This is a genomic window from Desulfallas sp. Bu1-1 (assembly GCF_015594625.1).
GTDB lineage: Bacteria > Bacillota > Desulfotomaculia > Desulfotomaculales > Desulfallaceae > JADNRQ01.
This window is the reverse complement of record NZ_JADNRQ010000013.1, coordinates 37,587-63,452: the sequence shown is the minus strand read 5'-3', so window position 1 is coordinate 63,452 and position 25,866 is coordinate 37,587. Positions and strand designations below refer to the sequence as shown.

Here is a 25,866-nt window from a genome sequence, read left to right as displayed (position 1 = left end):
AGGATTCACCACATAAACCACTAACTGCCAGGGTATAACTAAAACTGTACTGTAAAAACACCACAGCAGCAGGCGATCCGGTGGTTTTCTGGAGCGAACTGAGCACTGGGTCCGGTGCTTAGCCCGTCATAGCCTTGGAGCTTGACCCTGAAAGGGCGTAAAGTATTGCTCCGGCAGGGTTTTGTAAGCGTTAACAAGCAGTAACTTTAGCCACTACGAGGATAATTGCGAAGTGAGCGATTGATACCACCGGAGCCCCAGATACAAGTACCGGTTTTTGTAGCGAAATATTGTTATTACTGTTATTATAGATGGTTTAAGTCCGAATCCGAGGTGTGGATGATGTCCTGGCCGAAGGCGATGTTAAAATATTTGCTGTATCAAAAACCAAAATCGATCCCGTCCGTTTACCAGTCAGGCATCGAGGATAAATTGGAGGAAGCCGCGCCGCAACCTTCGGGGAGCGGCGGAAAAGAACCGGGCCGAAAACCAGAAGCAAAGGAACATGGCAAACCAACCGATGGAACCGGGGGAAAAAAACCGCGCAAAAGAGTGGCCCGGCAAAGAAATAAAACCGGTTCCCCCGTCCGGGAAAAATTCGTCGGCAAGGTGGCGGAAAACCAGTCCATTGACGAGATTTTGCAAAATAAAGTCAAGCTGGTTTACGACCTGGAAGAAAACAGGCGGGTGCTGGCCAAAATATTCCGTGTACCCCAGAACAAGGACGCCGTGCTGCGCAGCCTGACCATTGGGACGGACCCGCCCGTCAAGGCGCTGCTGGTTTTCATCGACGGCATCACCAACTCCCAGGTGCAGAACCTGGCCGTTTTGCAGCCCCTGATGCTGATATCGGGCCTTTTTGACCGGAGCATGGACGAACAGCCCGGGGCCAACGGGGGGACCGCTTTTTACAAGGATCTATTTGACCGGGTGAAAGAGGCGCTGGTCCCCGCCAACCAGGTTTCCACCGCCGACAACTACGCCAGGATTGTTGATGATGTGCTGAATGGTAACAGCGCCCTGCTTATTGATGGTTTTAACCAGGCCATTTTGCTTGAAACCAAGGGGTGGCAATACCGTAGTGTCGGTACGCCCCAGGTGGAGGCCGTGATTCGGGGTCCCCAGGAAGGTTTTACCGAGCAGATCAGGGTTAATACCTCTTTGATCAGGAAAATTATCCATCTCCCTTCCCTGGTTACGGAGTTTATCAAAGTCGGCGGCGCTTCGCCCATGCAGTGCGCGGTCATGTATTTGGATGACCTGGCCAACCCCGACCTGGTGCATGAGGTAAAAAGGAGGCTGGAGTCCATCCAGGCCGATTACACGCAGGTGACCGGTTTGATGGAACAGTTGATTGAAGACGCGCCCTTTGCCCTCGTGCCGCAGGTGCTGGCCACCGAGCGGCCCGACCGGGTGGCCGCCAACCTTCTGGAGGGCCATGTAGCCATCGTGGTGGACGGCAGCCCCTTTGTGATGGTGGTGCCCGCCACCTTTTTCTCCCTGATGCAGTCCCCGGAAGACGCATACGTGAGGTGGCCCTTCGGCTCGTTTGCCAGGCTGATTCGATATGCCGGGCTGTTTCTGGCCTTGCTTTTACCCGCTCACTACGTGGCCATTGTGGCTTATCACCAGGAGTTTATTCCCACCGACCTGCTGCTGGCCATGACGGGGTCCCGGGAGAAAGTGCCCTTTCCGTCTATTGTGGAGGTGCTAATTATGGAGCTTTCATTTGAGTTGATCCGGGAGGCCGGGGTCAGGATACCGGGCACCGTCGGCACCACCCTGGGTATTGTGGGCGCGTTGATCCTGGGGCAGGCGGCGGTGGCCGCCAATATCGTCAGCCCCATCCTGATTATCGTGGTGGCCGTGACCGCGCTGGGCTCATTTTCCATACCCAATTATACCTTTTCCCTGTCTATCAGGGTTTTGCGGTTTATTTACATCTTTTTAGCCTCGGTGCTGGGTTTATTGGGCATCATGGTGGGCTTTTTCGTCCATGTGGGCCTGATGGTCAGCCTGAAATCTTTCGGAGTGCCCTTCATAGCGCCGGCCGCGCCGGTTACCCGTAAAAACCAGGACTACTTCATGCGGGGGGCGGAGTGGCAACAGGAAATCAGGCCCGACTATCTCGACCCGCTTAAAAGGCGGCGCCAGCCCCGGATAAGCCGCGGCTGGACAGGCCCCGCCGGCAGGAAAGGGGACAGCGGGCCGCAATGACGCAGTACAAACCGGTGGTCGGGGTATCCGAAGCTGTAACTTTGTTGTTTATTTTTCTGTCATCCAAGGTATTTTTAACCCATGTCGTATTCCTTTACCACGAAGGTTTAAACGCGGCCTGGATGATCCCCATCATCCAGACAAGCACCGGGCTTTTGGGATTGCTGCTGCTCGTTTCCGTGCTGAACAAGTTTCCGGGCCGGGATTTGGTGGAAATTGGGGAAGAACTGACGGGCCCCTATATTAATCTGCTGTTTGCCCTTTATTATCTGGCCGTATTTGTGTTTGGCGCCGGGATGACCCTGCGGGGGATCAGCGAGCAGGTGGTGGCGGGGTTTTTACCGGATACGCCCATCAGCCTGGTTGTCTTTACCTTTGTGCTTGGCACCGTGGTGGTGAGTTACCTGGGAGTGGAGGCGGTGGCCCGGACCGCCAGGTTTCTGCTGGGAGTTATGGTGGTTACCGCTATGGCTTTGGTGCTGCTGACCATACCCTTATGGCAGTTTGATGCTTTTTATCCCTTGTGGGGGGGTGGTCTGTGGAAGTTGTTGGCGGGCGCGTTGAAAAACACCGGGGATTTTGTGCAAATTTTGTTGCTGGGGATAATTTACCCCTTTTTGCCCGTCAACCAGGTCAGACAAATCGGGGTGAGGGGCGTTATTGTGGCCGGCTTTTTCCTGTTCCTGTATGTGCTGGCGCCGCTGTTGATCTTTACCTATCCTTCGGCTACGGAACTGACGCTGCCCTCTTTCGAGATGGCCAGAATTATCAATATCGGCCGGTTCGGGCAGCGGATGGAAGTGGTTTTTCTGCCCGTCTGGGTTTTCGGCAACATGATTTTTTTATCCATTTCCCTGTATGCCGGCGCCGCGGTGCTGGCCCGCCTGTGCAGGCTCAGCGACTACAGGCCCTTTGTACTATCCGTGGCCGTGTTTACAACTGTGGTGGCGTTTGTGCCGCGGAATGCACTCCAGGCCGCTTACTGGAATCACCAGTATCTAAGTCAATATAGTTTTATCATTTTGGCAGCTATATTGGTGATCCTGTTGCTAACCGCCCGGGCGAAGGGCAAGGGGGGCGATAAAAATGAACAGGGCGGTTAAACTGATTTTGGCGGCGGCCCTGGTGTTGTTGCTGTCCGGTTGCTACGATTACTCCGAGCCTGACGAAAAGGCCTGGGTGCTGGCCATGGGACTGGACAAGGGCAGGCAAAACAAGCTCACCGTCACGGCGGTAATCGCGGTACCCAAGAACATCGCGGGAGGCGGCGGGGGCCAGCCGGCATCGGGGGGTGGAGGTGCAGGAGGCAACTTTTTTACCATTTCTATGGAGGCGCCCACCTTGCTCAGCACCCTGGAGTTGTTGGACTCTGTGGTGGACAGGCGGGTTGACCTGTCCCACACCAAGTGGTTCGTGTTTTCCCGTGAGCTGGCCGAGCAGGGTATTGCCGGCTATTTCGCCCCCATCTCCCGGTTTTACCAGTTCCGCCGCTCTTCATACATAGTGGTGTGCCAGGAACGGGCCGAGGATTTTCTGGCCAAAGGGGTGCCCAAGCTGGAGGACAACGTGGGAAAATACTTTGAATTGATGCAGCGGGGGTGGCGCTATACTGAATTTATTCCATTCGACTCCTTTCACCAGTTCTACTTGAAATCGGAAAGCCCGGGAGTGGAACCTGTGGCCATGCTGGCCTCATTGAACCGCAAGGCGCCCGTTTTCGAGAGCAATTCTCCCAAGCCCAAGGGCTGGTATTATGCCGGGCGGATTCCACGCCGCGGCGGTGGTCCGGTTGAGGTAATGGGCGGTGCGGTATTTAGAAAAGGCAAGATGGTGGGAATTTTAAACGGCGACCAGGTGGGCGTCCAGAAAATGTTCTTTGACACCTTTAGGCGTACCATAGTGGACGTGCCCGATCCCAAGCACCCGGGCCGGTATATCATAGTTGACGTAAAACCAAGGCAAAAGCCTGAGGTTGAAGTACAGATTGTGGATGGATATCCTCAAATCTCGGTTGATTTAAAGCTGGAGGGGGACATCATCAGTATTCAAAGCGGGGAGAATTACACGACGCCGGACAGGTTGCACATTGTGGAACAAGCCGTCGAGAGAATCCTGCTGAAAGATATCAATGATACGGTGGCCAAAAGCCAGGAGTTGGAGACGGATTTCCTGGGGTTTGGCCTGCATGCCAAAAAGCTGTTTCGGACCTGGCCGGAATGGGAGGAGTACAGGTGGGATGAAAAATATCCCGGGGCTCAAATAGCTGTAAATGTGGATTACAAGGTGCGGCGCGTCGGCCTGGTGCACGAAATGGCTCCGTTGAGATAATTCTTTCATACGCCGCCGGCTGATCTGGGATGATAAACAAGGTGATGGATAATGTTTAATTTTATAATTATCATCGCGGTAGCCATGATTTCCCTGCATGTTGCCAGTTACGGGCTGTACGCGCTGCGGGAGGAACAAAACCATCGCGGCGCGGTGGGGGCGTTCATTACGGCCGGGGTCACTTTCCTGGCGCCGGTGCTGCTGATGTGGATCTATGCATACTTCAACTACTAGAAAAAACGGCAGCCCCGGCGGTTTCTTCCGTTCGTTTTGCAATTTTACCCTTGAGGCGACCGCATCCAGTGCTCCACTCACTCAAGAAAGCCACCGGATCGCCAGGCAACTCGTAGTGATTGGGCGCTCCGGTGGTATCAATCGCTCACTTCGCAATTATCTTCGTTGTGGTTAAAATTACTGCTTGTTAACGCTTACAAAACCCTTTCAGAGCAATACTTTACGCCCTTTCGGGGTCAAGCTCTGGGGCTATGACGGGCTAAGCACCGCACCCAGTGCCCGGTTCGCTCCAGAAAACCACCACCGGATCGCCTGCCGCTGTGGTGTTTTTGATAGTCTTAACAACCGAAGTTGGATTTACTATATCGCCGGCCCCGAGGGGCTGTTTTGCCCCTCTTTCGGTTACCCGGCGGCAGAATCAATCTTTAAGCAGATGTTTTGCGATCACCATGCGCTGGATTTGGTTGGTGCCCTCGTAGATCTGGGTGATCTTGGCGTCGCGCATGTAGCGCTCCACCGGGTACTCCCGGCAGTAGCCGTAACCGCCCAGGATCTGCACCGCGTTGGTGGTCACCTCCATGGCGGTGTCGGTGGCGTACATCTTGGCCATGGACGCCTCTTTGCTGTAGGGCAGGCCCATGTCGCGCATGCGGGCGGCCCGGTAGACCAGCATGCGGGCGCAATCGATCCGGGTGGCCATGTCAGCCAGCATGAACTGGATGGCCTGGAAGTCGGCGATGGGTTTGCCGAATTGTACCCGCTGCTTGGCATACTCTTTGGCCACGTCGAAGGCGGCCTGGGCGATGCCCAAACCCTGCGCGCCGATGCCGATACGCCCGCCGTCTAAAAGGGCCATGGCCACTTTAAAGCCTTCGTTTTCTGCACCCAGCAGGTTTTCCCGGGGCACCCTGGCGTTGTCGAAGATCAGTTCCGTGGTTACATCACCGTGCAGGCCCATTTTATCCTCGGTTTTGCCGATGGAAAACCCCGGGGTGTCCCTGTCCACCAGCAGGCAGGTAATCCCCTTGTGGCCCTTTTCCTGGCCGGTGCGCACGAAGGTGACGTACACGTCGGCCTCGCCGCCGCTGGTGATGAATATTTTGTTGCCGTTAACGATATAGTAGTCGCCCTCCAGGCGCGCGGTGGTGGAGAGATTGGACGGGTCGGAGCCGGCGTTGGGCTCGGTGAGGGCGAAGGCGCCCAGGTATTCACCCGCGGCCAGCTTGGGCACGTATTTTTGTTTTTGCTCTTCGGTGCCGAAATACAGGATGGATAATGTACCCAGCGACGAGTGCACCGCCAGGATGACGCCGGTGGAGGCGCAAGCCCGGGATATCTCCTCGATGGTGATGATATAGGACAAAAAGTCGCAGCCGGCGCCGCCGTATTCCTCGGGGATGGGCACGCCCATCAGCCCCAGTTCGGCCATTTTTTTGATATTTTCCCGGGGGAAACGGCGTTCCCGGTCGATTTCCGCGGCCCGGGGGGCGATTTCGTTCTGGGCCAGCTTTCTGACCATATCGCGCATCATCAGCTGTTCTTCAGTAAGCATGTAAGGCATATCAATGACGCTCCTTTCATTTGCTTTGGTGCCAGGTGTTGAAAGGTTGAAAGTTACTCCACTTTCACCATTACGGCGTCCCCCTGGGCGGCGCCGCTGCAGATGGCGGCTATGCCGATACCCCCGCCGCGGCGGCGCAGTTCGTAAACCAGGGTCATCAGGATACGGGCGCCGCTGGCGCCGATGGGGTGCCCGAAGGCGATGGCGCCGCCGTTGACGTTGACCTTGTCCGGGTTCCAGCCGGCGATTTTGCCGCTGACCAGCGCCACGGCGGCAAAAGCCTCGTTGACTTCCAGCAGGTCGATCTGATCGATGGTCATGCCCTTTTTCTGGAGCAATTTATTTATGGAAAGCCCGGGTACCGTGGCGATATATTTGGCGTCCCGGGATACCGACGCGTGGCCCATGATGGTGGCCAGGGGTTTTTTGCCCAGTTCGCGGGCCTTCTCGTCCGACATGATCACCAGGGCGCCCGCGCCGTCGTTGACTCCGGGGGCGTTGCCGGCGGTGACGGTGTTGTTCGGGTCAAACACCGGGGGCAGTTTGCGCAGCGCCTCGATGCTGGTATCCCGCCGGGGAGCTTCGTCCGTATCCACGATCACGGGCTCGCCCTTCTTTTGGGGAATGACCACCGGTACGATTTCGTCCTTCAACCTGCCGCTGTCGATGGCGGCAACCGCCAGCCGGTGGCTGCGCAGTGCCCACTCGTCCTGCTCTTCTCTGCTGATGCCGTATTCCTTGGCCACTTCGCCGCCGTGAACGGCCATGTGCCGGTTGTAAAACGAGCACCACAGCCCGTCGTGCACCATCAGGTCGACGAATTTTGTGTCAAACATGCGCAGGCCCCAGCGGGCGCCCGGCACGAAGTAAGGGGCGTTGCTCATGCTCTCCATGCCGCCGGCCACAATGATGTCGGCGTCGCCGGCCCGGATGGCCTGGTCGCCCATGGTGACGGCCCGGAGGCCCGAAGCGCATACCTTGTTGATGGTTTCCGAGGGTACTTCCCAGGGCAGGCCGGCTTCCCGGGTGGCCTGGCGGGAGGGAATTTGCCCGCATCCTCCCTGAAGCACCTGCCCGAAAATGACATTATCCACGTCTAAGCCCTCGATGCCGGCCCTTTTTACGGATTCGGCGATGGCAATACCCCCCAGTTGAGTGGCTTTCAGCGTTTTAAGAGCACCGCCAAGCCTGCCGAAGGGGGTCCTGGCCGCGCTGACGATTACCGTTTGACGCATTTTTTTTACTCCTTTCCTCCGTATTTAAAATAATCTTGTATTCACCGGTTGCTTTGTTAAGTAATATAAAAAATTTGGTCATTTTATATATTGCTTAATGCAAAGTTTATGCCTGGTTTTTCCGGTCAGCCACGGTTAAACCACCGTTTTAGAGCCGGTTTTATCACGATTAACTTCAAACACTGAAAAGATGGATCAAATATTGTATTTTTCGTAGACACTTGAGAGGACGGGGTGTAAATAGGGGTGTAAATAGGCCATAAAAAAATACCCCGTCGCCGTGCAAAGCGATGAGGCAGGTTGCAAAAGAGATGTAAAAAAGGCCAACTTCCCCGGAATCCGTGGAAGTTGGCCCGAAAGTTGTGATAAAAATCCAGCTCCAATATATTTACTCCAGGGTCATAATAACCGTATCGGTGTTGACCACATCACCGGGCGACACTTTAATTTCATTAACGGTGCCATCGGCGGGGGCGTAAATTTTAACCATCATTTTCATGGCCTCAATGGTGGCCACCGGATCGTTGGCCTTAACCTTGTCGCCCACTTTGACATCAACAGATACCAGCTTTCCTACCATCGGAGAAACTACATTGGTCATAAACATTTACCTCCTTGATTTAATCACAATACTTTGGTTCTGTAAACAGAAAAGCATACCCAGTCGGGTTGACGACGCCTCCCCCTTTCATCATTCCCAGTATCAGGTATCCCCAAACCTGAATTTTGTACTATGTATACCACTAAATGAAATTATTACATATTTTGAAAAGGTCGTCAATTTTAATTCAAAAGATTTGTTTATTGATTCTGGTGTATTAACATATTGCTGCCCGGGAAAAAACATGTTAAAATAAAATGTCAATCAGGTACACTTGCCGGCAGCGCAAACTACCGGCTATTTTGTTTTTTATTTTTTAAAGTTTTGCAAATGAAATTACGTTATCAATTGCTGGAGGAAAATTTTGTGCGTTTATAGAATAATGTAAGAATAACAATTGTAATTATACAGGTTTTGGATAAAATAATACTGTATCTTGGTAAACATTACATATGACAACTTAAAAGGGGGAGCATTGATGAAGGCGACCGCGGAAAGGCTGGAAAACAATACGGTAGTGATTGATGTAGAGGTCGACGCCGAACAACTGGCCAAAGCGATGGATCAGGCCTATCGCAAGCTGGTCAAGAAAGTTAGTGTACCGGGTTTTCGCAAGGGAAAAACCCCGCGGGTGGTTTTTGAAAATTTTGTAGGCAAGGCGGCCCTGTACAACGAGGCCGTGGAGATAGTAGTCCCCGACGCTTACCTCGAGGCCGTCAAGGATACCGGGATTGAACCGGTATCCCAGCCCAAGTTGGAACTGTTGCAGGTGGAAGAGGGGAAGCCAGTTAAATTTAAAGCTACAGTGCGTGTCAAACCGGAGGTGACCCTGGGGCAGTATACCGGGCTGCAGGCGACCAGGCCCAAAGTGGAAGTCACCGGGCAGGACGTTGAAAATGAGCTTAAAAGGCTGCAGGAAAGACATGCCCAGTTGAAAAACCTGGATGAGGGCGTTGTCCAGCAAGGCGATATAGTGGTGATCGATTTTGTAGGCCGCAAAGACGGTGAGGAATTCGAGGGCGGCAAGGGTAACGATTATTCCCTGGAAATCGGTTCCAATACTTTTGTACCGGGATTCGAGGACCAGCTGGTGGGCGCCGCCGTGGGAGAAACCAGGGAGGTGACTGTTACTTTCCCCGGTGACTACCCCAACGATGAGTTGAAGGGGCAGGAAGTGGTGTTCACGGTTACCGTCAAGGGAATCAAGCGCAAGGAACTGGCGCTCCTGGACGACGAATTTGCCAAGGATGTCAGCGAGTTCGACACCCTGGATGAGTTAAAGGCCGATTTGATGAACAAGCTGAAGGAAGCGGCGGAAAAAAGGGCCCGGCAGCAGGTCAACAGCCAGGTTGTAGACAAGGCCGTGGAAAACGCCCGGGTCGATATCCCCGAGGAAATGATCGACACCCGGGTGGAAGAAATGATCGATAATATGGAAAGGCGGCTGATGCAGCAGGGTCTGACCATGGAAAACTATCTCAAGTATACCGACTCCACCCTGGAGGATGTGAAAAAAAGCCTGCGCGACGATGCGGCCAGGGGCGTCAAAATAACCCTGGTGCTGGAGGCCATCGCCAGGAAGGAAAACATCACGGTCAGTGACGAGGAGCTGGAAAAAGAAATTGCCAGAATGGCCGGGTATTACCAGCAGGATCCCGGGGTTTTACGTAAAATATTAGAAGGGCAAAACCAGCTGGAATTTATCCGGGACGGCTTGTTGCAGCAAAAAACCATTGATTTTATTGCCGAGCGGGCCGAACTGGTGGAAGGTGAAAACCCGGCCGCGGAAACAGATGAAAGCACAAACCCGCCGGCCGGGGAATAAGTTATTCAAGCAAGGGTTATTTTTAGTGGTATGATATTATATATTATCGTATACTGGTGAGGAGGAGATCTTTAATGTCTTACCTGGTTCCCATTGTCGTCGAGCAGACCAACCGGGGGGAAAGATCTTACGATATATATTCCAGGCTGTTAAAGGACAGGATTGTATTTATCGGTGGTCCCATCGACGACCACGTGGCCAACCTGGTGATTGCCCAGCTGTTGTTCCTGGAAGCGGAGGATCCGGAGAAGGATATCAACTTGTATATCAATTCGCCCGGCGGGGTGGTAACGGCCGGAATGGCCATTTACGATACCATGCAGTATGTCAAGCCGGACGTATCCACAATCTGCCTGGGGCAGGCGGCCAGCATGGGCTCGTTCCTCCTGGCGGCCGGCGCGCCCGGCAAGCGTTACTCCCTGCCCTACGCCCGGATCATGATCCACCAGCCGCTTGGCGGGGTGCAGGGGCAGGCCACGGACATCGATATTCATGCCAGGGAAATACTGCGCATGAAAGATACATTAAATGAACTGCTGGCGAAACATACCGGTCAACCCAAGGAAAAAGTGGCTCGGGATACGGAACGTGATTTCTTTATGTCGGCTGAGGAGGCAAAAGAGTACGGCATCATAGACAAGGTGTTTGTGAGGGCCAAGCAAAGCTAAAAGAGGTGGAAATATGTTTAATGAAAAAGGTCAGCTGAAGTGCTCCTTTTGCGGCAAGCTCCAGGACCAGGTTAAAAAACTTGTGGCCGGGCCAGGCGTATATATTTGCGATGAATGCATCGAGCTTTGCAATGAAATCATTGAAGAAGAACTGAACGAAGATATCGGCTTGGACCTAGGGGATGTACCCAAACCGAAGGAAATCAAGGAGATTCTCGACCAGTACGTCATCGGTCAGGAGAATGCCAAAAAGGCGCTGGCTGTGGCCGTTTACAATCATTACAAGAGAATAAACCTGGGCGGCAAGATTGACGACGTGGAATTGCAAAAGAGCAATATAGTTATGCTGGGCCCCACCGGCAGCGGGAAAACCCTGCTGGCCCAAACGCTGGCCAGGCTGCTCAACGTGCCCTTTGCCATTGCCGACGCCACATCGCTCACCGAGGCCGGTTACGTGGGCGAGGACGTGGAAAACATTCTGCTCAAGTTGATCCAGGCCGCCGACTACGATGTGGAAAAAGCCGAGAAGGGCATTGTTTATATCGATGAAATCGACAAAATCGCCCGCAAGTCGGAAAACCCCTCCATTACCCGGGACGTTTCCGGCGAGGGTGTGCAGCAGGCGCTGTTGAAAATCCTGGAGGGAACCGTGGCCAGTGTGCCGCCCCAGGGCGGGCGTAAGCACCCGCACCAGGAATTCATCCAACTGGATACCACCAATATCCTGTTTATCTGCGGGGGTGCCTTCGACGGCATTGAAAAGATTATCCAGAACCGGATCGGGAAGAAGGTCATGGGTTTCGGCGCCGACATCAAGCCCAAGCAGGAACAGCGCATCGGCGATATTTTGGCCCAGATCCTGCCGGAAGATTTGTTGAAATTCGGCTTGATCCCCGAATTTGTGGGTCGCCTGCCCATTATTGTCACCCTGGACGCGCTGGACGAGGACGCGCTGGTGCGCATTCTCACCGAGCCGCGGAACGCGCTGGTGAAGCAGTACGAGAAACTGTTCGACCTTGACGGGGTGAATCTGGAATTCCAGCATGACGCGCTGAGAACCATCGCCCAGGAAGCGCTCCGGCGCAAGACCGGCGCCAGGGGCCTGCGCTCCATCCTGGAAGACATCATGCTGGACATCATGTATGACATCCCTTCCCGGGAAGACATCGCCAAGTGCGTGATTACCAGGGATACCATTCTGAAAAAGGAAAAGCCCATTGTGATTTCCATGGAGCGTAAAAAGAAAAAGGAAGAAACGGCGTAATTGGGCGTCGGATATCGGACGTCAGGTGTAGGAAAAACACCGGGTTGGGTAAAAGGAAACCACCTTTGAACAAAGGGTGGTTTTTTATTTTAAAAAGTCTGCATAAAATCCGGGGCTGCCCAAAAAAGAGGGCGTTTGCGCCGAAGATTACTTTAACAATGAACCTCCCCGGCAACAACAGAAAATCCCCTGCCGTGTTCTCCCGCGTGAGCAGCTTCAATGGTTGCATTGATGCCTAAAATGTGGGTTTTGCTGGCGATGTCGTTAATTAACCCAATTACATTGGATATTTCATTGTTCAAATCTTACCCGGATAAATACCCCCCGAACATTTCCACGCACCCGGGTGATCCCTGCAGCGGCAACAACATAGTGAGCGATGCTACTGCAATGGAGCGGAACCGGCTTTGTCCAATAATATTGGTTAAAATTGAAAATAACTTGACATATGTTCAGAACTAGATTAAAATTAAAAGAAATAAAGGGTATATATTCATAACAAAAAATAACACATGGAGGGGTGGAAGAATTTGCCACGACCGCGCAAGAGACGCCGGGTAGGTTTTATGCCCAGAGTCACCTATTTCCAACCGGTGGGTCTGGACGAACAACTGCAGGAAGAATTAATCACCGTTGACGAAATTGAGGCCTTGCGCTTAAAAGATTTGGAAGGATTGGATCAGGAAACCTGCGCAGCAGAGATGGAAGTTGCCCAGAGTACTTTCCAGCGGATTTTAACTGCGGCGCGTAAAAAGTTAAGCCGGGCCATTTTGGAAGGTAAAGCTATCCGCATTGAGGGCGGGGACTACAGGCTGATCCCATACCAGCTGGAGTGCGGGGATTGCGGGTATGGCTGGATGCATACCGCTTGGCCCGTGCGAGGCGGTGGAAGCGCTTGTCCCAGGTGCGGTGGAAAGGGCAGAAGATGGCGGGGCGGCTGGAATGATAAGTAGCTGCACGATGGCTGTGGCGGCCATTGTTAAATAAATGCAAGTTACCAGTGAAAGGAGGTGAACTTTAATGCCAAGGGGTTTTGGATTTGGAGCCGGTATGGGCCGTGCGGCCCGGGGTTTTGGTTTTGGCCGCGGCTACGGAGGCAATTTTGGACCTAATTGCCGCGTGTTTCCCTGGTTGCCCCGTCGCTGGTGGGCAACCGGTAATTACCAAAGTGGTATCACCGCGCCGTTCTTTGCCGGGGCTCCGGTGGAAGGTGAATACCTGCAGGCGCAGGCCCGGTTTTTAAAAAACCAACTGGAAGCAATTGAAAAGCGCCTGGAACAGCTGGGAAAAAAAGAGCCTGAAACCAGAGAATGAATAATTATGGGGTAGTGTAATGTGTAAATATGGTTTTTGGTAACAAGCCGCCTGATTAAACGGCGGCTTGTTGTGTCACCCGTTGCTGGGCAGGCCGTTGAAATCATGACAGGGTCTCCGGAGAACCTGACATTTTGAACTCATGTTTATGATAACATTTTTTACGCATTTTTTCCCGGTACATATTGTCGTCCGCCCGTTTATACAAATCAGCGAACTCATTTTTGTTTTCCGCCGTGGCCCAGCCCAGGGAAATATTGAGGGGTAATTCGGGATTTTGGCGATTGTGCCCCGCAATGGTTTCCTTGATCCGCCTGCAAACGTTTTCCGCCGCCGCTTCGCCGGTTCCCGGCAATATGACCACAAACTCGTCGCCGCCCACCCGGGCCACCACGTCCGATTCCCTGATGGCGCTTTTTAAAACCCTGGCGGCGGCTACCAGCAGTTCGTCCCCCTTTTTGTGGCCCAGGGTGTCGTTCACCTGTTTCAGGCCGTCCACGTCACCGCAAATGAATGAAACGGGATAATGCCTCCCGGTTTCCAGTCGCTTTACTTCCTCTTCAAAATAGGCCCGGTTGTACAGCCCGGTTAGCGCATCGTGGAGGCTCAGGTAGCGCAGGCGCTCCTCCACCTGCTTGCGCTCGGTGATATCCCGGGCGGTGCCCCGAAAGCCGGTAATTTTGCCGTACCGGTCCCGGATGGGGGAAACCGAGACCTCCAGTTCCCTTTTTTGCCCGTCCGGGCGGGTGATGGTCCACGAAAAACCCCGCTCGGGCACGCCGGTGGCAAAAACCTTGTTGTACGCGGCAAAAACCTTGCGGGCGTTTTCCTGGTCCACCAGTTCCCGGTAATTACGACCGATTAAGTCTCTTCTGTCAAATCCGAAGACCCGCTGCACCGAATCGTTGACAAAGGTGAAGTTGCCTTTGAAATCCACTTCGTAAAACACGTCTTCGATGTTTTCCAGCAGGAGGCGGTATTTTTCCTCGGACTCCCGCAGCGCTCGCTCCATTTGCTTGCGCTCGGTGATGTCCAGCATGGACCCCACGCTTTGCTTGCTCCCCGGGATCATGCCGATGGTGTAGAAAATATCCAGTATTTTGCCGCCGGCGTGAATAAGCCTGAATTCATAATGGCTTGGTACCGGGCTTCCTTCCTTTCTCCGTTCCATGTGGTAGCGCATCATCCATTCCCTGTCTTCGGGGTGAACGAATTCGTCCCACTTGCGCTTGCCGACCAGTTGGTCCCGGGAGTAGCCGGTGAGCCGCTCCACTTCCTGGTTGGCCATGGCAATGGTCCGGTCCTCGTTAATTACCAGCATGGCGGTGCCGGTGTGTTCGAACATGGCCCGGTACATGGCCTCGGAGCGGCGCAGGGATTCTTCAAGCTTTTTGCGGCGGTTGAATTCCTCCCGCAGCTGCAGCTCGGTTATTACGCTGAGGTCTTCAAACTTGCACAGGCGGGTGATGTCCTGCATCATCACTGTGCTTGCGACCGGTTTTCCCCGTTCATAAAGCGGGGCGGCGGAAACCTGCATATACTTGATTTCGCCGCTCCTGGTGCGGATGGTTTTCTCAAATTTGCAAGGCTTGGATGTTTCACCCGACAATATTTTTTGTAGGGGACAATTGCCGGCGCAATCCTCGGGAGTCCCCAAAAAATCAAAGCACTTGCCGCCCAATATTGCTTTGGCGGGCCAACCGGTGGCGCGCTCGAAGGCTCTGTTGGCGTAAATCAGATTGCGCTGGAGGTCCAGTACGCATATTGCCTCGTCAATGCTTTCCAAAATGGACAGATCCATTAGGGAATCCTCCTTAAACCGACCTCGATAAAATTAGACGCTGCAGATGGAAATTCCTGCAACTGGCAATTATGTTTCAAACTATTTTGACAGATTATTGATAAGAGGATAAATTATGCAAAACTTAGCAATACTATAAAAAGCGGCACCATGTCCGGGAATGTTTGCTGTAAACGGGCAGTGAAAGTAAGGAGGCGCGTTAATGGAGTTTTCAAGCGGTATAGCCAGTTTTATCACCTTTATTCAAGTATTTTTTGCCGTAATTATCGGCCTGTATTTTTGGAATCTGCTCAAAGCCCAGCAGGGCAACAAGTCGGCGGTTGAGCGGGAGTCCCGCAAGGAGCTGGAAAAATTGCAACGCCTGCGCCAGTTGTCCCTGACCGAGCCGCTGGCGGAAAAAACCAGGCCTGGCAAATTCGAGGAAATCATCGGCCAGGCGGAGGGGCTTAAATCGCTCCGCGCGGCGCTGTGCGGCCCCAACCCGCAGCACGTCATCATTTATGGCCCGCCCGGCGTGGGCAAAACGGCCGCGGCCCGGCTGGTGCTGGAGGAAGCAAAAAAGAATCCCGCCTCGCCCTTCAAGGAGGACGCCAAGTTCGTGGAGGTGGACGCCACCACCGCCCGGTTTGACGAGCGGGGCATTGCCGACCCGCTGATCGGTTCGGTGCACGATCCCATATACCAGGGCGCCGGGCCCATGGGCATGGCCGGCATACCCCAGCCCAAATCGGGAGCCGTAACCAAGGCCCACGGCGGAATCCTGTTTATCGACGAAATCGGGGAATTGCATCCCATTCAGATGAACAAGCTGCTGAAAGTGATGGAGGACCGCAAGGTACTCCTGGAAAGCGCTTATTATAGCCCGGAAGACACCAATATTCCCAGTCACATTCACGATATATTTCAAAACGGCCTGCCCGCCGATTTCCGGCTGGTGGGGGCCACCACCCGCACGCCGGAGGATATACCTCCGGCCATCCGGTCCCGCTGCCTGGAAATTTATTTCCGCCAGTTGATGCCGGGTGAGATCGAGTTGATCGCGGTCAACGCGGCCAACAAAATGGAATACCCACTGGAACCCGGGGCGCTGGAAATTATAAAGAAATACGCCACCAACGGGCGGGAGGCGGTGAACATCATCCAGCTGGCGGCGGGTATCGTCATCACCGAGGGGCGCAAGTCCATCGCCGCCGCGGACGTGGAATGGGTGGTCAACAGCGGTCAATATGTGCCCCGGCCCGAAAAGAAAGTGCCGCCACGGCCCCAGGTGGGGCTGGTGAACGGCCTGGCGGTTTACGGCCCTAACATGGGGGCGTTGCTGGAAATCGAAGTGGGCGCCATTCCCGCGGCCAGGGGGCAGGGAAAACTGGTGGTCACCGGGGTGGTGGACGAAGAGGAACTGGGCAACCGGGGCAGGACCATCAGGCGCAAGAGCATGGCCCGGAGCTCGGTGGAAAACGTGCTGACGGTGCTTCGCCGTACCATGGGTGTGGACCCCCGCGATTACGACCTGCACGTGAACTTCCCCGGCGGCGTGCCGGTGGACGGGCCCTCCGCGGGGGTGGCGGTGGCTACGGCGGTATACTCGGCCATTACCGGCATCCCGGTTGACAACACCGTCGCCATGACCGGCGAGGTGTCCATCCGCGGGCTGGTCATGCCCGTAGGCGGCGTTGTAGCCAAGGTGGAGGCGGCCCGGCACGCGGGAGCCAAAAAGGTGTATATTCCCGGGGACAACTACCAGGAATTATTCCGGGAACTGTCCGGGGTGGAAGTGGTCCCGGTGGAAACGCTGGAAGAGGTAATCAAGGGCGCGCTGCTGCCCGGCCCGGAAAAGAAGCCGGTTGCGGCCGAACAGCGGGAACCAGCCGGTGCCGGCATTTTCGTGCCTGCGAACTATTGATGCCGCCGGAGCGCCAGATACAAGTAACGGTTTTTGCAGCGAAATCACAGTTTGTTTGGCCCGGCGTCTTTTGGAGCGGACGCAACAGCAGGAAAAGAAAGTTAAAGGGGCTAAAAATAGAGTTTTTATCCAATATTCTCAGCAATGCCCGGCTATAGCCGGGTTTCCTTGTGTCATGGTACTTATTGCTATGGCGGCGCCCGTTATGTTATGTTACAATAAATTAGTATCTGCCCATGCACATTCTAAATGTAGCAACAGACCAAATATAAACGAGGAGGTGCTTCATGAATCCGGTGCAGAAACGGGTTTTACCTCTGTTACCTTTAAGGGGTATCCTGGTTTTTCCCTACATGGTCATTCACCTGGACGTAGGCAGGGAAAAATCGATACAAGCCATAGAGGAAGCCATGATCAACGAAAGGCTGATCTTTCTGGCCACCCAGAAAGAGGCCCAGACGGACGACCCGGGCGTGGACGATATCTACTCCGTCGGTACGGTGGCTGAAGTCAAGCAGCTGCTGAAATTGCCGGGGGGCACCATCCGGGTGCTGGTTGAGGGGATTGCCAGGGCCAAAATAAATAAATATATCGATGAAAAACCCTTCTTCAGGGTGGAAATAGACCAGTACGGCGAAGAATTTGAGAAAAACGCGCAAATTGAAGCGCTGATGCGCAACCTGGTGACTCAATTTGAACAGTATGTTAAATTGAGCAAGAAAATTCCGCCCGAAACCGTGGTCACCGTGGTCAACCTGGAAGAGCCGGGCCGGCTGGCCGATATCGTGGCTTCGCACCTGACCCTGCGCATTGAGGATAAGCAGGAAATTCTCGAGGCCGTCGACATCGCTAAGCGGATGGAAAAACTGTGCGCCATCTTGGCCAGGGAACTGGAAATTGTGGAACTGGAACGGAAAATCAATGTCCGGGTCCGCAAGCAGATGGAAAAAACGCAGAAGGAATACTACCTGCGGGAGCAAATCAAGGCTATTCAGCGTGAACTGGGCGACAAGGACGACCGCATGGCCGAGGGTGAGGAATACCGGGAGAAAATAGCCAAGGCCAAGCTACCCAAGGAAGTTGAAGAGAAGGCGTTAAAAGAGCTGGAACGGCTGGAGAAAATGCCCCCCATGGCCGCCGAGGCCGCGGTGGTGCGCAACTACCTGGACTGGCTGCTGGCTTTGCCCTGGTCCAAGAGCACCAGGGACCGGCTGGACATCAACATGGCCGAGGCCATCCTGGACGAGGACCACTACGGCCTCAAAATCGTCAAGGAACGCATCCTGGAGTACTTGGCCATCCGCAAACTGGCCAAGAAAATGAAAGGTCCCATCCTGTGCTTTGTGGGGCCTCCCGGCGTGGGTAAAACATCGCTGGGCCGCTCCATCGCCCGCGCTCTGGAGCGCAAGTTTGTACGCATTTCCCTGGGCGGCGTGCGGGATGAGGCCGAAATCCGGGGACACCGCCGCACGTACGTGGGCGCGCTGCCCGGCCGGATCATCCAGGGCATGAAGACCGCGGGATCAAAAAACCCCGTCTTCCTGCTGGATGAAATCGACAAGATGAGCATGGATTTCCGCGGCGACCCGTCGGCGGCGCTGCTCGAGGTGCTGGACCCCGAGCAGAACAACTCCTTCAGTGACCATTACATTGAGGCTCCCTTCGACCTGAGCAACGTTATGTTCATTACCACCGCCAACGTGCAGCATAACATTCCCAGGCCGCTGCAGGACCGGATGGAGATCATTTATATCTCTGGTTACACCGAGGAGGAAAAAGTGCAGATAGCCATGCGTCACCTGCTGCCCAAGCAGATCAAGGAGCATGGCCTTGGCGAAGGCATGGTGCAGATATCCGAGAACACCATCAGGCGCGTTATCAGAGAGTACACCAGGGAAAGCGGCGTACGCAACCTGGAGCGCAACATCGCCTCGTTGTGCCGCAAGGCGGCCAAGCAAATCGTCTCCGGCAAAGCCGGGAAGGTTAAGGTGACCGTGCAGAACCTGGAACAATTTCTGGGCAAACCCAAGTATCGCTACGGTATTGCGGAGCAGGAAGACCAGGTGGGCGTGGCCACCGGGCTGGCCTGGACCGAAGTGGGCGGCGACACGCTGGCCATCGAGGTCACGGTGTACAAGGGCAACGGCAAGCTGACCCTGACCGGCAAGCTGGGGGACGTGATGCGGGAGTCCGCCCAGGCCAGCTACAGCTACGTGCGTAGCCGGGCCGCCGGGCTGGGCATCAAGGAAGAGATGTTTGAGAAGTACGACATTCACGTGCACGTCCCCGAAGGGGCCATACCCAAGGATGGTCCTTCCGCCGGGATAACAATGGCGGTGGCGCTGGCTTCGGCGCTCACCAACCGCAAGGTGCGCCACGACGTGGCCATGACGGGTGAAATTACCTTGCGGGGCCGGGTGCTGCCCATTGGCGGCGTGAAAGAAAAGGTGCTGGCGGCGCACCGGGCCGGTATTAAGACCATCATTCTGCCGGTGGACAACAAAAAGGACCTTGAAGACATTCCCAACAACGTGAAAAAGCAGCTGGAACTGGTGCTGGTGGAACACATGGACGAGGTGCTCAAGATTGCACTGCGGGAATCCGAGTTTACATCCGAGCCCGTTCCCATCGACCCGCCCCCCGAGGTGGCGTACGGCAGTGTGATGGAAACCGAGAGGGGAACCGAGTTGCCAAATGAAAATAATTTCAGCTGAGTTTGCAACCAGCGCAGTTGGACTGGAGAAGTGCCCGGCCGGGAGCCGCCCCGAGGTGGCCCTGGCCGGCCGTTCCAACGTGGGTAAATCAAGCCTGCTCAACGCCCTGGTCAACCGCAAAAAGCTGGCCAGGACCAGCAACACTCCGGGACGCACCCAGCTGATCAATTTTTTTCTGATCAATGGTGATTTTTACCTGGTGGACCTGCCGGGTTACGGTTTCGCCAAAGTGCCCGCCCGGGTCAAGGCCGGCTGGGGGAAAATGATTGAGGGGTACCTGGCCGGGAGGGAGCAGCTGCGCGGCGTGGTGCTGCTGGTGGATATCAGGCACGCCCCCACGGCGGACGACCGGCGGATGTACGCGTGGCTGAAGCATTATCACATTCCCGCGGTGGTGGCGGCCACCAAGGCCGACAAGCTCAGCCGGGGGCGCGCCCTGCAAAACCTGGCGGTGGTGCGGAAAACCCTGGCCCTGGAGAAGGACGATCCCCTGATTCTTTTCTCGGCGCTTACGGGACAGGGAAAGGAGGAACTTTGGAGCGTTATCGGAGAATGGCTGAAAAACATACCGGATTCGTGAAGGGAGCCGTTAAGTTGCTCCCATTTTTTGTTTTCGCGTACAGGTATTAAGCGCAATCAACCGGAATAAAAAAACCTGGGGGGGAAAATTATATTATGTGTATTAAAATCCCCGGGACCAAAGAAGGTGGCAAATTTGTTCAAAGGTTTATTTAAAAAAGAAGAAAAACAGCAAATGCTGGACTCTAAAGAAGCGTTTAACCTGTGGGATGTGCTCAATGCTCATTATAATTTGACGCAACAAATCCAGATTATCCAGAACTTTATCCATGACAAAGATTTTAACTTTTTGTTGAAACAAACCCTGGTTAAAACCTATGAGACACAAATTAGCGAGCTTGAACAGGTGATGAATACATACAAGGTCACTTTGCCGCGCAGACCGCCCAAAAGCGTGCGTACAACCGCCAATACCGAAGCGTTTTCCGACCAGTTTATAGCGGTTCTGTTGATAACCCTGCTGCAAGAGAATATCGGCATGTACCTGAGGGCAATAAGAACCTCTATTACCAACGATGGCATCCGGATGCTTTTTCAGAGATTCCTTATTACCGAACTAGGCACTTATGATAATGCCATAAAATACGTCAAACTGAAAGGCTGGCTCGGAACGCCGCCTTTATACCCGGAGACCCCTTCGGGCACTGGTGAAAGACTGGATTTGGGCGAAGCTTTTCACCTTTGGGATCACCTGTGTGCCAGGTATGACGCTTTGGAAGTGACCCAAATTTATGAAAACTATGCCCACGACAGGGACCTGGTAATAATTTTAAGGTCGGGGATCAGAAATACCCTGGAAAAACAGATTAACATCCTGGAAAAGGAAATGGACCACTTTGGCCTGCCCCTGCCTGAAAGACCGCCTAAAAGCGTGCAGACCGTCCAAAATAATACCGAAATTTTTGAAGATCTGGTCATCTATCGCCAGGTATTCACCGGTTTGCAATTTATGTTTGATATCCATTCCATTGCTCTGAAACAGAATTCCACCAACGACCGCCTGCGTAAGATTTACCTGGAGTTTTTAAAGGAAGAAGTAAACGTTTTCGACAAGCTTGTTAAATACGGTAAACTCAAGGGCTGGCTCAAGCCCGTAATGATGTACCGGATTTAAAATGTTTTTAAAAAAGCGCGCATTTTGAGTTAAGATTAATGCCGCATAAACGCAAAGGCCGGAGAGTAAATCTCCGGTCTTAGCTGTTAATGCCATTCCACGTCGATGGTTCGATGCTGCCCGCGGGTTTCCTTGGGCATTCTTATTTCCAGCACCCCGTTGCGGTAGCTGGCCCTGGCGCCCTCTTCCCGGACCCGGGCGGGCAGGGTGACGCTGCGCTGGAACCGGCCGAAGAACCTCTCCGACCGGTGGTAGCGGTTTTCTTCTTTGATCTCGCTGGCGCGGTTGATTACGCCCGAGATGGATAAAATGTTGTCGTTGATGTCGATGCTGATGTCTTCTTTCTTTTCTATGCCGGGAATTTCACACTGGGCCACCACCTCGTTGTCCGTTTCGTAAACGTCAATGCGGGGACCGGTGTTGAAATCTTCCCGGAAGTTGCCCCAAAGCGGGGTGAAGAAGCGATCCAGGTCACGCCGCATCAGGTCCATGGCACGGAAAGGATCATAGGGTACAAGCGCCAAAACTATCACCTCTCATTGTTTTTTTCAAAGTGTTAGTATATCCTTATCCCCAAAAAATATTTAGTAACGGTAAAAAAAAGGCGTGTATAATCGTCAGTATTAATATTAATAGAGGCTCACGATTATTTTTTTAAAAATCAGTATATTAACAGTCAGTATTATGATAAAATAAATTATATGCTTTCCAGGGGAGGTGCTATAAATAAAAGAGTTTAATATTGAAGAAAGTCTTGGCCATCTTGTGGCTAAAGTGCACCAGGTGTTTTCTTCTCATTTCAAACAAAAGCTTGGCGATTATAACCTTACTCCCCAGCAATTCGGCGTACTGGCTTACCTGTGGAAACAGGACGGTATCAGCCAAATCCAACTGGGTGACATGACGTATAAGGACAGGACCACCATCAGCGGTATTATCGACCGGTTGGAAAAAGAGGGCCTGGTGACAAGGCGGGATGATCCGGGCGATCGCCGGGCCAATTTAATTTTTTTAACTCCCAAAGGAGCCGGGTTACAAGACGCTCTGGTGGAAATTGCGTTAAGCACCACCAGGGAAGTCACCCATATGCTTACAGAAAAAGAAAAAGAGCAACTACGCACCTTATTGACGAAAATTTTATTGAATACGAGACCTAATCAAGACAAAACCTGTTCGTAATATAATCCAGATTTTTTATCAAAGCGGTGATTTAACTGCAAAAACACCATAGCGACAGGCGATCCGGCGGATTTCTGGAGTGAGTGGAGCACTGGATGCGGTCCTTAGCCCGTCATATCCCAAGAGTCATGACCCCTTAGGGCGTGAAGAAGTAGTTAGGCAGTAAATTGCAAGCGTTAACTACAAGCTTCACCGGCCTCAAGAGTAAAATTGCGAAACGAATGGAAGAAACCGCCGGAGCGCCAGATACAAGTACCGGTTTTTGCAGCGAAATCAAGCGGTTCAAATGTTCAACTAAACATTATGCTGGAGGCTAATATGCAAAAAAATATTACTTTAAAAAGGTATGCATTAATTGTCGCGGCCACCGCATCTTTCCTTACTCCTTTTATGGGCAGCGCCATCAACCTGGCCATACCTTCAATCGGCAGGGAGTTTAATGCCAATGCGTTGCTGCTGGGCTGGGTGGCCACCAGTTACATTCTGGCTGCGGCGGCCTTTCTGGTGCCGTTCGGCAGGCTGGCCGACATTGTAGGCCGAAAAAAAATCTTTACCCTGGGTATCGCTTCTTTTGGTATAACCTCGCTGTTATGCGGGCTGGCCTCGTCAATTGAAGCGTTAATTGCTTTCCGGGTATTGCAGGGCACTGGCAGCGCCATGATTTTCGGCACCAGCATGGCGATATTGACTTCGGTTTTCCCGCCCCGGGAAAGGGGTAAAGTGCTGGGCATCAACGTGGCTACGGTTTACGTGGGCCTTTCCCTGGGACCGGTGCTGGGCGGTGCCATGAACCACAACCTCGGGTGGCCGTCCATATTTTACTTGACGGCAATACTGGCGGCTATTGCCATGTTGTTGACCGTCACCAAATTAAAAGGAGAATGGGCCGGCGCCAGGGGGGAAAAATTCGATTTGGCCGGGGCGGTTCTGTATGCGGTCGGCCTTGTTTCCTTTATGTACGGGCTCTCGTCCATCGATACGTCGGCATGGGCCAAATATATCCTGGCTTTTGGTCTCGCAGTAATGATTATTTTTATCAAATATGAACTTGGTGTAAAACAACCGGTATTAAATTTAACCTTGTTCAGCAAAAACGTTACCTTTGCTTTTTCCAACCTGGCGGCACTGATCAATTACAGCGCCACCTTTGCGGTGGGCTTCCTGCTTTCCCTGCACCTGCAGGTGGTTTTGGGGTATAACTCGCAGACCGCCGGTTTAATCCTGCTCTCTCAACCGGTAATTATGGCCGTCATCTCCCCCTTTGCCGGAGCCCTGTCCGACCGGGTCGAGCCGAGGATCGTCGCTTCCTGGGGGATGGCTATAACCACTCTGGGCCTGTTTATATTATGTTTCATCAGCCGGAACACCCCCGTATGGGTAATTATACTTAACCTGGCGCTGCTTGGTACGGGCTTCGCTCTTTTCTCCTCACCGAACAGCAACGCGGTTATGGGTTCGGTGGAGAAGAGGTTTTACGGCGTGGCATCTTCCACCCTCGGCACCATGCGGCTGACCGGCCAGGCTATCAGCATGGCTATTGTCACGCTGCTGCTGGCGATTTACATCGGCAATGTCAAGTTAAGCCCGGATTACGCGGACATGCTTGTGAAGAGCACCAAGACGGCTTTCACTATTTTCACCGTAATTTGTTTTGGCGGCATCTTTGCCTCCCTGGCCAGGGGAAACGTGAACAGTGGTGTACAGCAAAAAGGCCGTGTTTGAAACTTGTGCATAATACAATTGCAGTTGCCGCTTGTAAAACTATATTCAATTAATAACGGCTCAATTGGTTTTTGATTCTTCTTTGTGGGGTTTTGCCGCATTTATGGTTTTTAACGTCTGATTTAAAACAATTGCCAACTCTGCCCGGGTTATTTTATAATTGGGTTGATTTAACTGCAAAAACACCACAGTGGCAGGCGATCCGGCGGATTTCTGGAGTGAGTGGAGCACTGGATGCGGTCCCTAGCCCGTCATATCCCAAGAGTCATGACCCCTTAGGGCGTGAAGAAGTAGTTAGGCAGTGAGTTGCAAGCGTTAACTACAAGCTTCACCGTCCTCAAGAGTAAAATTGTGAAACGAACGATTGATGCCGCCGGAACGCCAGATACAAGTAACGGTTTTTGCAGCGAAATCTTGGTTTAAATATCAAACAAAACCAATTGGGAAACAGTCAACCGAAGATCTTTTTAAGCAAACCCTTCTCCCTTTCTTCCGGGGGAATGTACTTGATTGTTTCCGCCGCCCTGGTAGCGAAAGTGTTGTTCACGGTGTCGTCAAACATTACGGGCACCGGAATCTGGCCGGCGGTCTCCAGCATTTGAACAAAGTCTTTAAATGCGGCGGCCTTTACCCCCGTTACGGGCGCCCACATGCCCATGTTCATGTACCGTGACAGCAATGTATTTTTTATTTGAAGGTCCATGTCTTTTACATACTTTTTGGCCGCCCCGGAAGCCAGTTCCGGTTCATGGTTCATCCAGAGCCGGGCTTTATAAATTCCGTCCACAAATGCCTGCACCGCTTCAGGGTGTTTTTTTATGATTTCGGACCGGGCCACGCAGAGCACGGAGGGAAATATTTTTTCCGTTTCTCCCAGGGCTGCGACGATGAATCCGGTCCCTGAGGCCTCGGCTTGTAGGGCTTGGGGCCCCGGCAATTGAATATAGGAGCCGCTGCCGGCTTTAAAGGCTCCCAGACGCAGTTCCGGTGGAATTCGATAATACAGGCTCAAATCGTGCTGCGGCAGCATCCCGTTTTCTCTTAATATTTTTTCCAGCGCCAGGCCCGGGCCGGTTTCCGGGGGATAGCAAATAACCCGTTCACCCTTGAGGTTTTCCCAGGCCCAATTTTCCTTTTCCCTGCCCAGCAGGAAAGTATAATCCCGGCTGGCCAGGGTGGCAATAACCGGCGGGGCAGAGGGGTTGACGGATTTCCGGTACAGGTGTTCCACGGGGTCGGTGAGAATGATGTCCGCCACTTGATCGATATAGGGATCGGCAGCCGGTGCATCGGAACGGGCGATTAATTTTATCCTGACGCGCTGTTCGTCAAAATATCCTTCTTTCAGCGCCACGTACAGGGGCAGGTGCAAAATTGACTTCTCACCCTCCCAAACCCTCAGGGTGACCGTTTCATCTTTTTTCTTTTCGCTAATATGCCGGGTGTAAAATGCCCCGCCCGCAAGCAACACGCTGGTTATCAACAATAACCCCAGAATGGTTTTGGGCTTAATCAACTTTATCACCTCTACGGCTTGTTTTATTAATTAATAGCTATTTCGGATGAATTGATTAAATTACACGAAAGTACTGCATAAACTTGTCCAA

22 protein-coding genes are annotated in these 25,866 nt (G+C 53.2%); 15 read left to right on the top strand and 7 right to left on the bottom strand.

Going from position 1 to position 25,866, the window contains the following annotated elements; translation table 11 throughout:
* Nucleotides 1–342 precede the first annotated feature (342 nt).
* From IT084_RS12285 to IT084_RS12270, 4 genes are read left to right on the top strand one after another with little or no spacing between them, the layout of a single operon-like run.
* A complete protein-coding gene (locus IT084_RS12285; RefSeq protein WP_195713191.1) occupies nucleotides 343–2,217 on the top strand; it encodes a spore germination protein in 1,875 nt (624 codons plus the stop codon).
* Complete coding sequence (locus tag IT084_RS12280) at nucleotides 2,214–3,320, top strand: GerAB/ArcD/ProY family transporter (RefSeq protein ID WP_195713190.1); 1,107 nt, start codon at nucleotides 2,214–2,216, stop codon at nucleotides 3,318–3,320. The genes IT084_RS12285 and IT084_RS12280 overlap by 4 nt, the downstream gene beginning before the upstream one ends.
* A complete protein-coding gene (locus IT084_RS12275) occupies nucleotides 3,304–4,545 on the top strand; it encodes a Ger(x)C family spore germination protein (RefSeq protein WP_195713189.1) in 1,242 nt (413 codons plus the stop codon). Before IT084_RS12280 ends, IT084_RS12275 begins: the two co-directional genes overlap by 17 nt.
* A 51-nt stretch (nucleotides 4,546–4,596) precedes the next feature.
* Nucleotides 4,597–4,779: a hypothetical protein gene (locus IT084_RS12270; protein WP_195713188.1), complete on the top strand. Its 183-nt coding sequence runs from the start codon at nucleotides 4,597–4,599 to the stop codon at nucleotides 4,777–4,779.
* Between the two features lie 418 nt (nucleotides 4,780–5,197).
* Here IT084_RS12270 and IT084_RS12265 read toward each other — a convergent pair whose 3' ends face one another.
* From IT084_RS12265 to IT084_RS12255, 3 genes are all read right to left on the bottom strand, one after another.
* Entirely contained in the window at nucleotides 5,198–6,340 is a 1,143-nt protein-coding gene (locus IT084_RS12265; RefSeq protein ID WP_195713187.1) for an acyl-CoA dehydrogenase, read from the bottom strand.
* A gap of 53 nt (nucleotides 6,341–6,393) precedes the next feature.
* Nucleotides 6,394–7,575, bottom strand: a complete 1,182-nt coding sequence (locus tag IT084_RS12260) for an acetyl-CoA C-acetyltransferase (protein ID WP_195713186.1) — start codon at nucleotides 7,573–7,575, stop codon at nucleotides 6,394–6,396.
* A 388-nt stretch (nucleotides 7,576–7,963) separates the two neighbouring features.
* On the bottom strand, nucleotides 7,964–8,176 hold the full coding sequence (locus tag IT084_RS12255; protein ID WP_195713185.1) for a biotin/lipoyl-containing protein: 213 nt from the start codon (nucleotides 8,174–8,176) through the stop codon (nucleotides 7,964–7,966).
* A gap of 478 nt (nucleotides 8,177–8,654) precedes the next feature.
* Here IT084_RS12255 and tig point away from each other — a divergent pair, with 478 nt between their 5' ends.
* The 3 genes from tig (at nucleotide 8,655) to clpX (ending at nucleotide 11,933) form a co-directional block, all read left to right on the top strand.
* Nucleotides 8,655–10,001, top strand: a complete 1,347-nt coding sequence (tig, locus tag IT084_RS12250) for a trigger factor (protein ID WP_195713184.1) — start codon at nucleotides 8,655–8,657, stop codon at nucleotides 9,999–10,001.
* Nucleotides 10,002–10,075: 74 nt separating this feature from the next.
* The gene (gene clpP, locus IT084_RS12245) at nucleotides 10,076–10,669 is read left to right on the top strand and encodes an ATP-dependent Clp endopeptidase proteolytic subunit ClpP (RefSeq protein WP_195713183.1); all 594 of its coding nucleotides are present in this window, start codon (nucleotides 10,076–10,078) and stop codon (nucleotides 10,667–10,669) included.
* Between the two features lie 13 nt (nucleotides 10,670–10,682).
* The gene (gene clpX, locus IT084_RS12240) at nucleotides 10,683–11,933 is read left to right on the top strand and encodes an ATP-dependent Clp protease ATP-binding subunit ClpX (protein ID WP_195713182.1); all 1,251 of its coding nucleotides are present in this window, start codon (nucleotides 10,683–10,685) and stop codon (nucleotides 11,931–11,933) included.
* A 152-nt stretch (nucleotides 11,934–12,085) separates the two neighbouring features.
* Here clpX and IT084_RS12235 read toward each other — a convergent pair whose 3' ends face one another.
* On the bottom strand, nucleotides 12,086–12,235 hold the full coding sequence (locus IT084_RS12235; RefSeq protein WP_195713181.1) for a methyl-accepting chemotaxis protein: 150 nt from the start codon (nucleotides 12,233–12,235) through the stop codon (nucleotides 12,086–12,088).
* Between the two features lie 228 nt (nucleotides 12,236–12,463).
* Between IT084_RS12235 and IT084_RS12230 the strand changes: the two genes are divergently transcribed.
* Nucleotides 12,464–12,886, top strand: a complete 423-nt coding sequence (locus tag IT084_RS12230; RefSeq protein WP_195713180.1) for a DUF134 domain-containing protein — start codon at nucleotides 12,464–12,466, stop codon at nucleotides 12,884–12,886.
* Nucleotides 12,887–12,953: 67 nt separating this feature from the next.
* On the top strand, nucleotides 12,954–13,247 hold the full coding sequence (locus tag IT084_RS12225) for a DUF5320 domain-containing protein (protein ID WP_195713179.1): 294 nt from the start codon (nucleotides 12,954–12,956) through the stop codon (nucleotides 13,245–13,247).
* A 103-nt stretch (nucleotides 13,248–13,350) separates the two neighbouring features.
* Here the strand turns inward: IT084_RS12225 and IT084_RS12220 are convergent, their stop codons facing one another.
* Nucleotides 13,351–15,048 (bottom strand): sensor domain-containing diguanylate cyclase, encoded by a 1,698-nt coding sequence (locus tag IT084_RS12220; RefSeq protein WP_195713178.1) that lies wholly within the window; start codon nucleotides 15,046–15,048, stop codon nucleotides 13,351–13,353.
* 202 nt (nucleotides 15,049–15,250) lie between these two features.
* On the opposite strand from IT084_RS12220, the gene lonB reads away from it, so the two are divergent.
* The 4 genes from lonB to IT084_RS12200 all read left to right on the top strand — a co-directional run bounded on the left by lonB (nucleotide 15,251) and on the right by IT084_RS12200 (nucleotide 21,358).
* Complete coding sequence (lonB, locus tag IT084_RS12215; RefSeq protein WP_195713177.1) at nucleotides 15,251–16,951, top strand: ATP-dependent protease LonB; 1,701 nt, start codon at nucleotides 15,251–15,253, stop codon at nucleotides 16,949–16,951.
* A gap of 287 nt (nucleotides 16,952–17,238) precedes the next feature.
* The gene (gene lon, locus IT084_RS12210) at nucleotides 17,239–19,665 is read left to right on the top strand and encodes an endopeptidase La (protein ID WP_195713176.1); all 2,427 of its coding nucleotides are present in this window, start codon (nucleotides 17,239–17,241) and stop codon (nucleotides 19,663–19,665) included.
* The gene (yihA, locus tag IT084_RS12205) at nucleotides 19,646–20,245 is read left to right on the top strand and encodes a ribosome biogenesis GTP-binding protein YihA/YsxC (protein WP_195713175.1); all 600 of its coding nucleotides are present in this window, start codon (nucleotides 19,646–19,648) and stop codon (nucleotides 20,243–20,245) included. The genes lon and yihA overlap by 20 nt, the downstream gene beginning before the upstream one ends.
* Before the next feature lie 135 nt (nucleotides 20,246–20,380).
* Complete coding sequence (locus tag IT084_RS12200; protein WP_195713174.1) at nucleotides 20,381–21,358, top strand: DUF3231 family protein; 978 nt, start codon at nucleotides 20,381–20,383, stop codon at nucleotides 21,356–21,358.
* A gap of 86 nt (nucleotides 21,359–21,444) precedes the next feature.
* On the opposite strand, the gene IT084_RS12195 is transcribed toward IT084_RS12200, so the two are convergent.
* Nucleotides 21,445–21,891: an Hsp20/alpha crystallin family protein gene (locus IT084_RS12195; protein WP_313885473.1), complete on the bottom strand. Its 447-nt coding sequence runs from the start codon at nucleotides 21,889–21,891 to the stop codon at nucleotides 21,445–21,447.
* A 232-nt stretch (nucleotides 21,892–22,123) separates the two neighbouring features.
* On the opposite strand from IT084_RS12195, the gene IT084_RS12190 reads away from it, so the two are divergent.
* Nucleotides 22,124–22,537, top strand: coding sequence for a MarR family transcriptional regulator (locus IT084_RS12190; RefSeq protein WP_313885472.1), 414 nt, complete (start codon nucleotides 22,124–22,126; stop codon nucleotides 22,535–22,537).
* Nucleotides 22,538–22,855: 318 nt separating this feature from the next.
* A complete protein-coding gene (locus IT084_RS12185; protein ID WP_195713172.1) occupies nucleotides 22,856–24,259 on the top strand; it encodes an MFS transporter in 1,404 nt (467 codons plus the stop codon).
* A 451-nt stretch (nucleotides 24,260–24,710) separates the two neighbouring features.
* On the opposite strand, the gene IT084_RS12180 is transcribed toward IT084_RS12185, so the two are convergent.
* On the bottom strand, nucleotides 24,711–25,775 hold the full coding sequence (locus IT084_RS12180; protein WP_195713171.1) for an ABC transporter substrate-binding protein: 1,065 nt from the start codon (nucleotides 25,773–25,775) through the stop codon (nucleotides 24,711–24,713).
* Nucleotides 25,776–25,866: the final 91 nt, after the last annotated feature.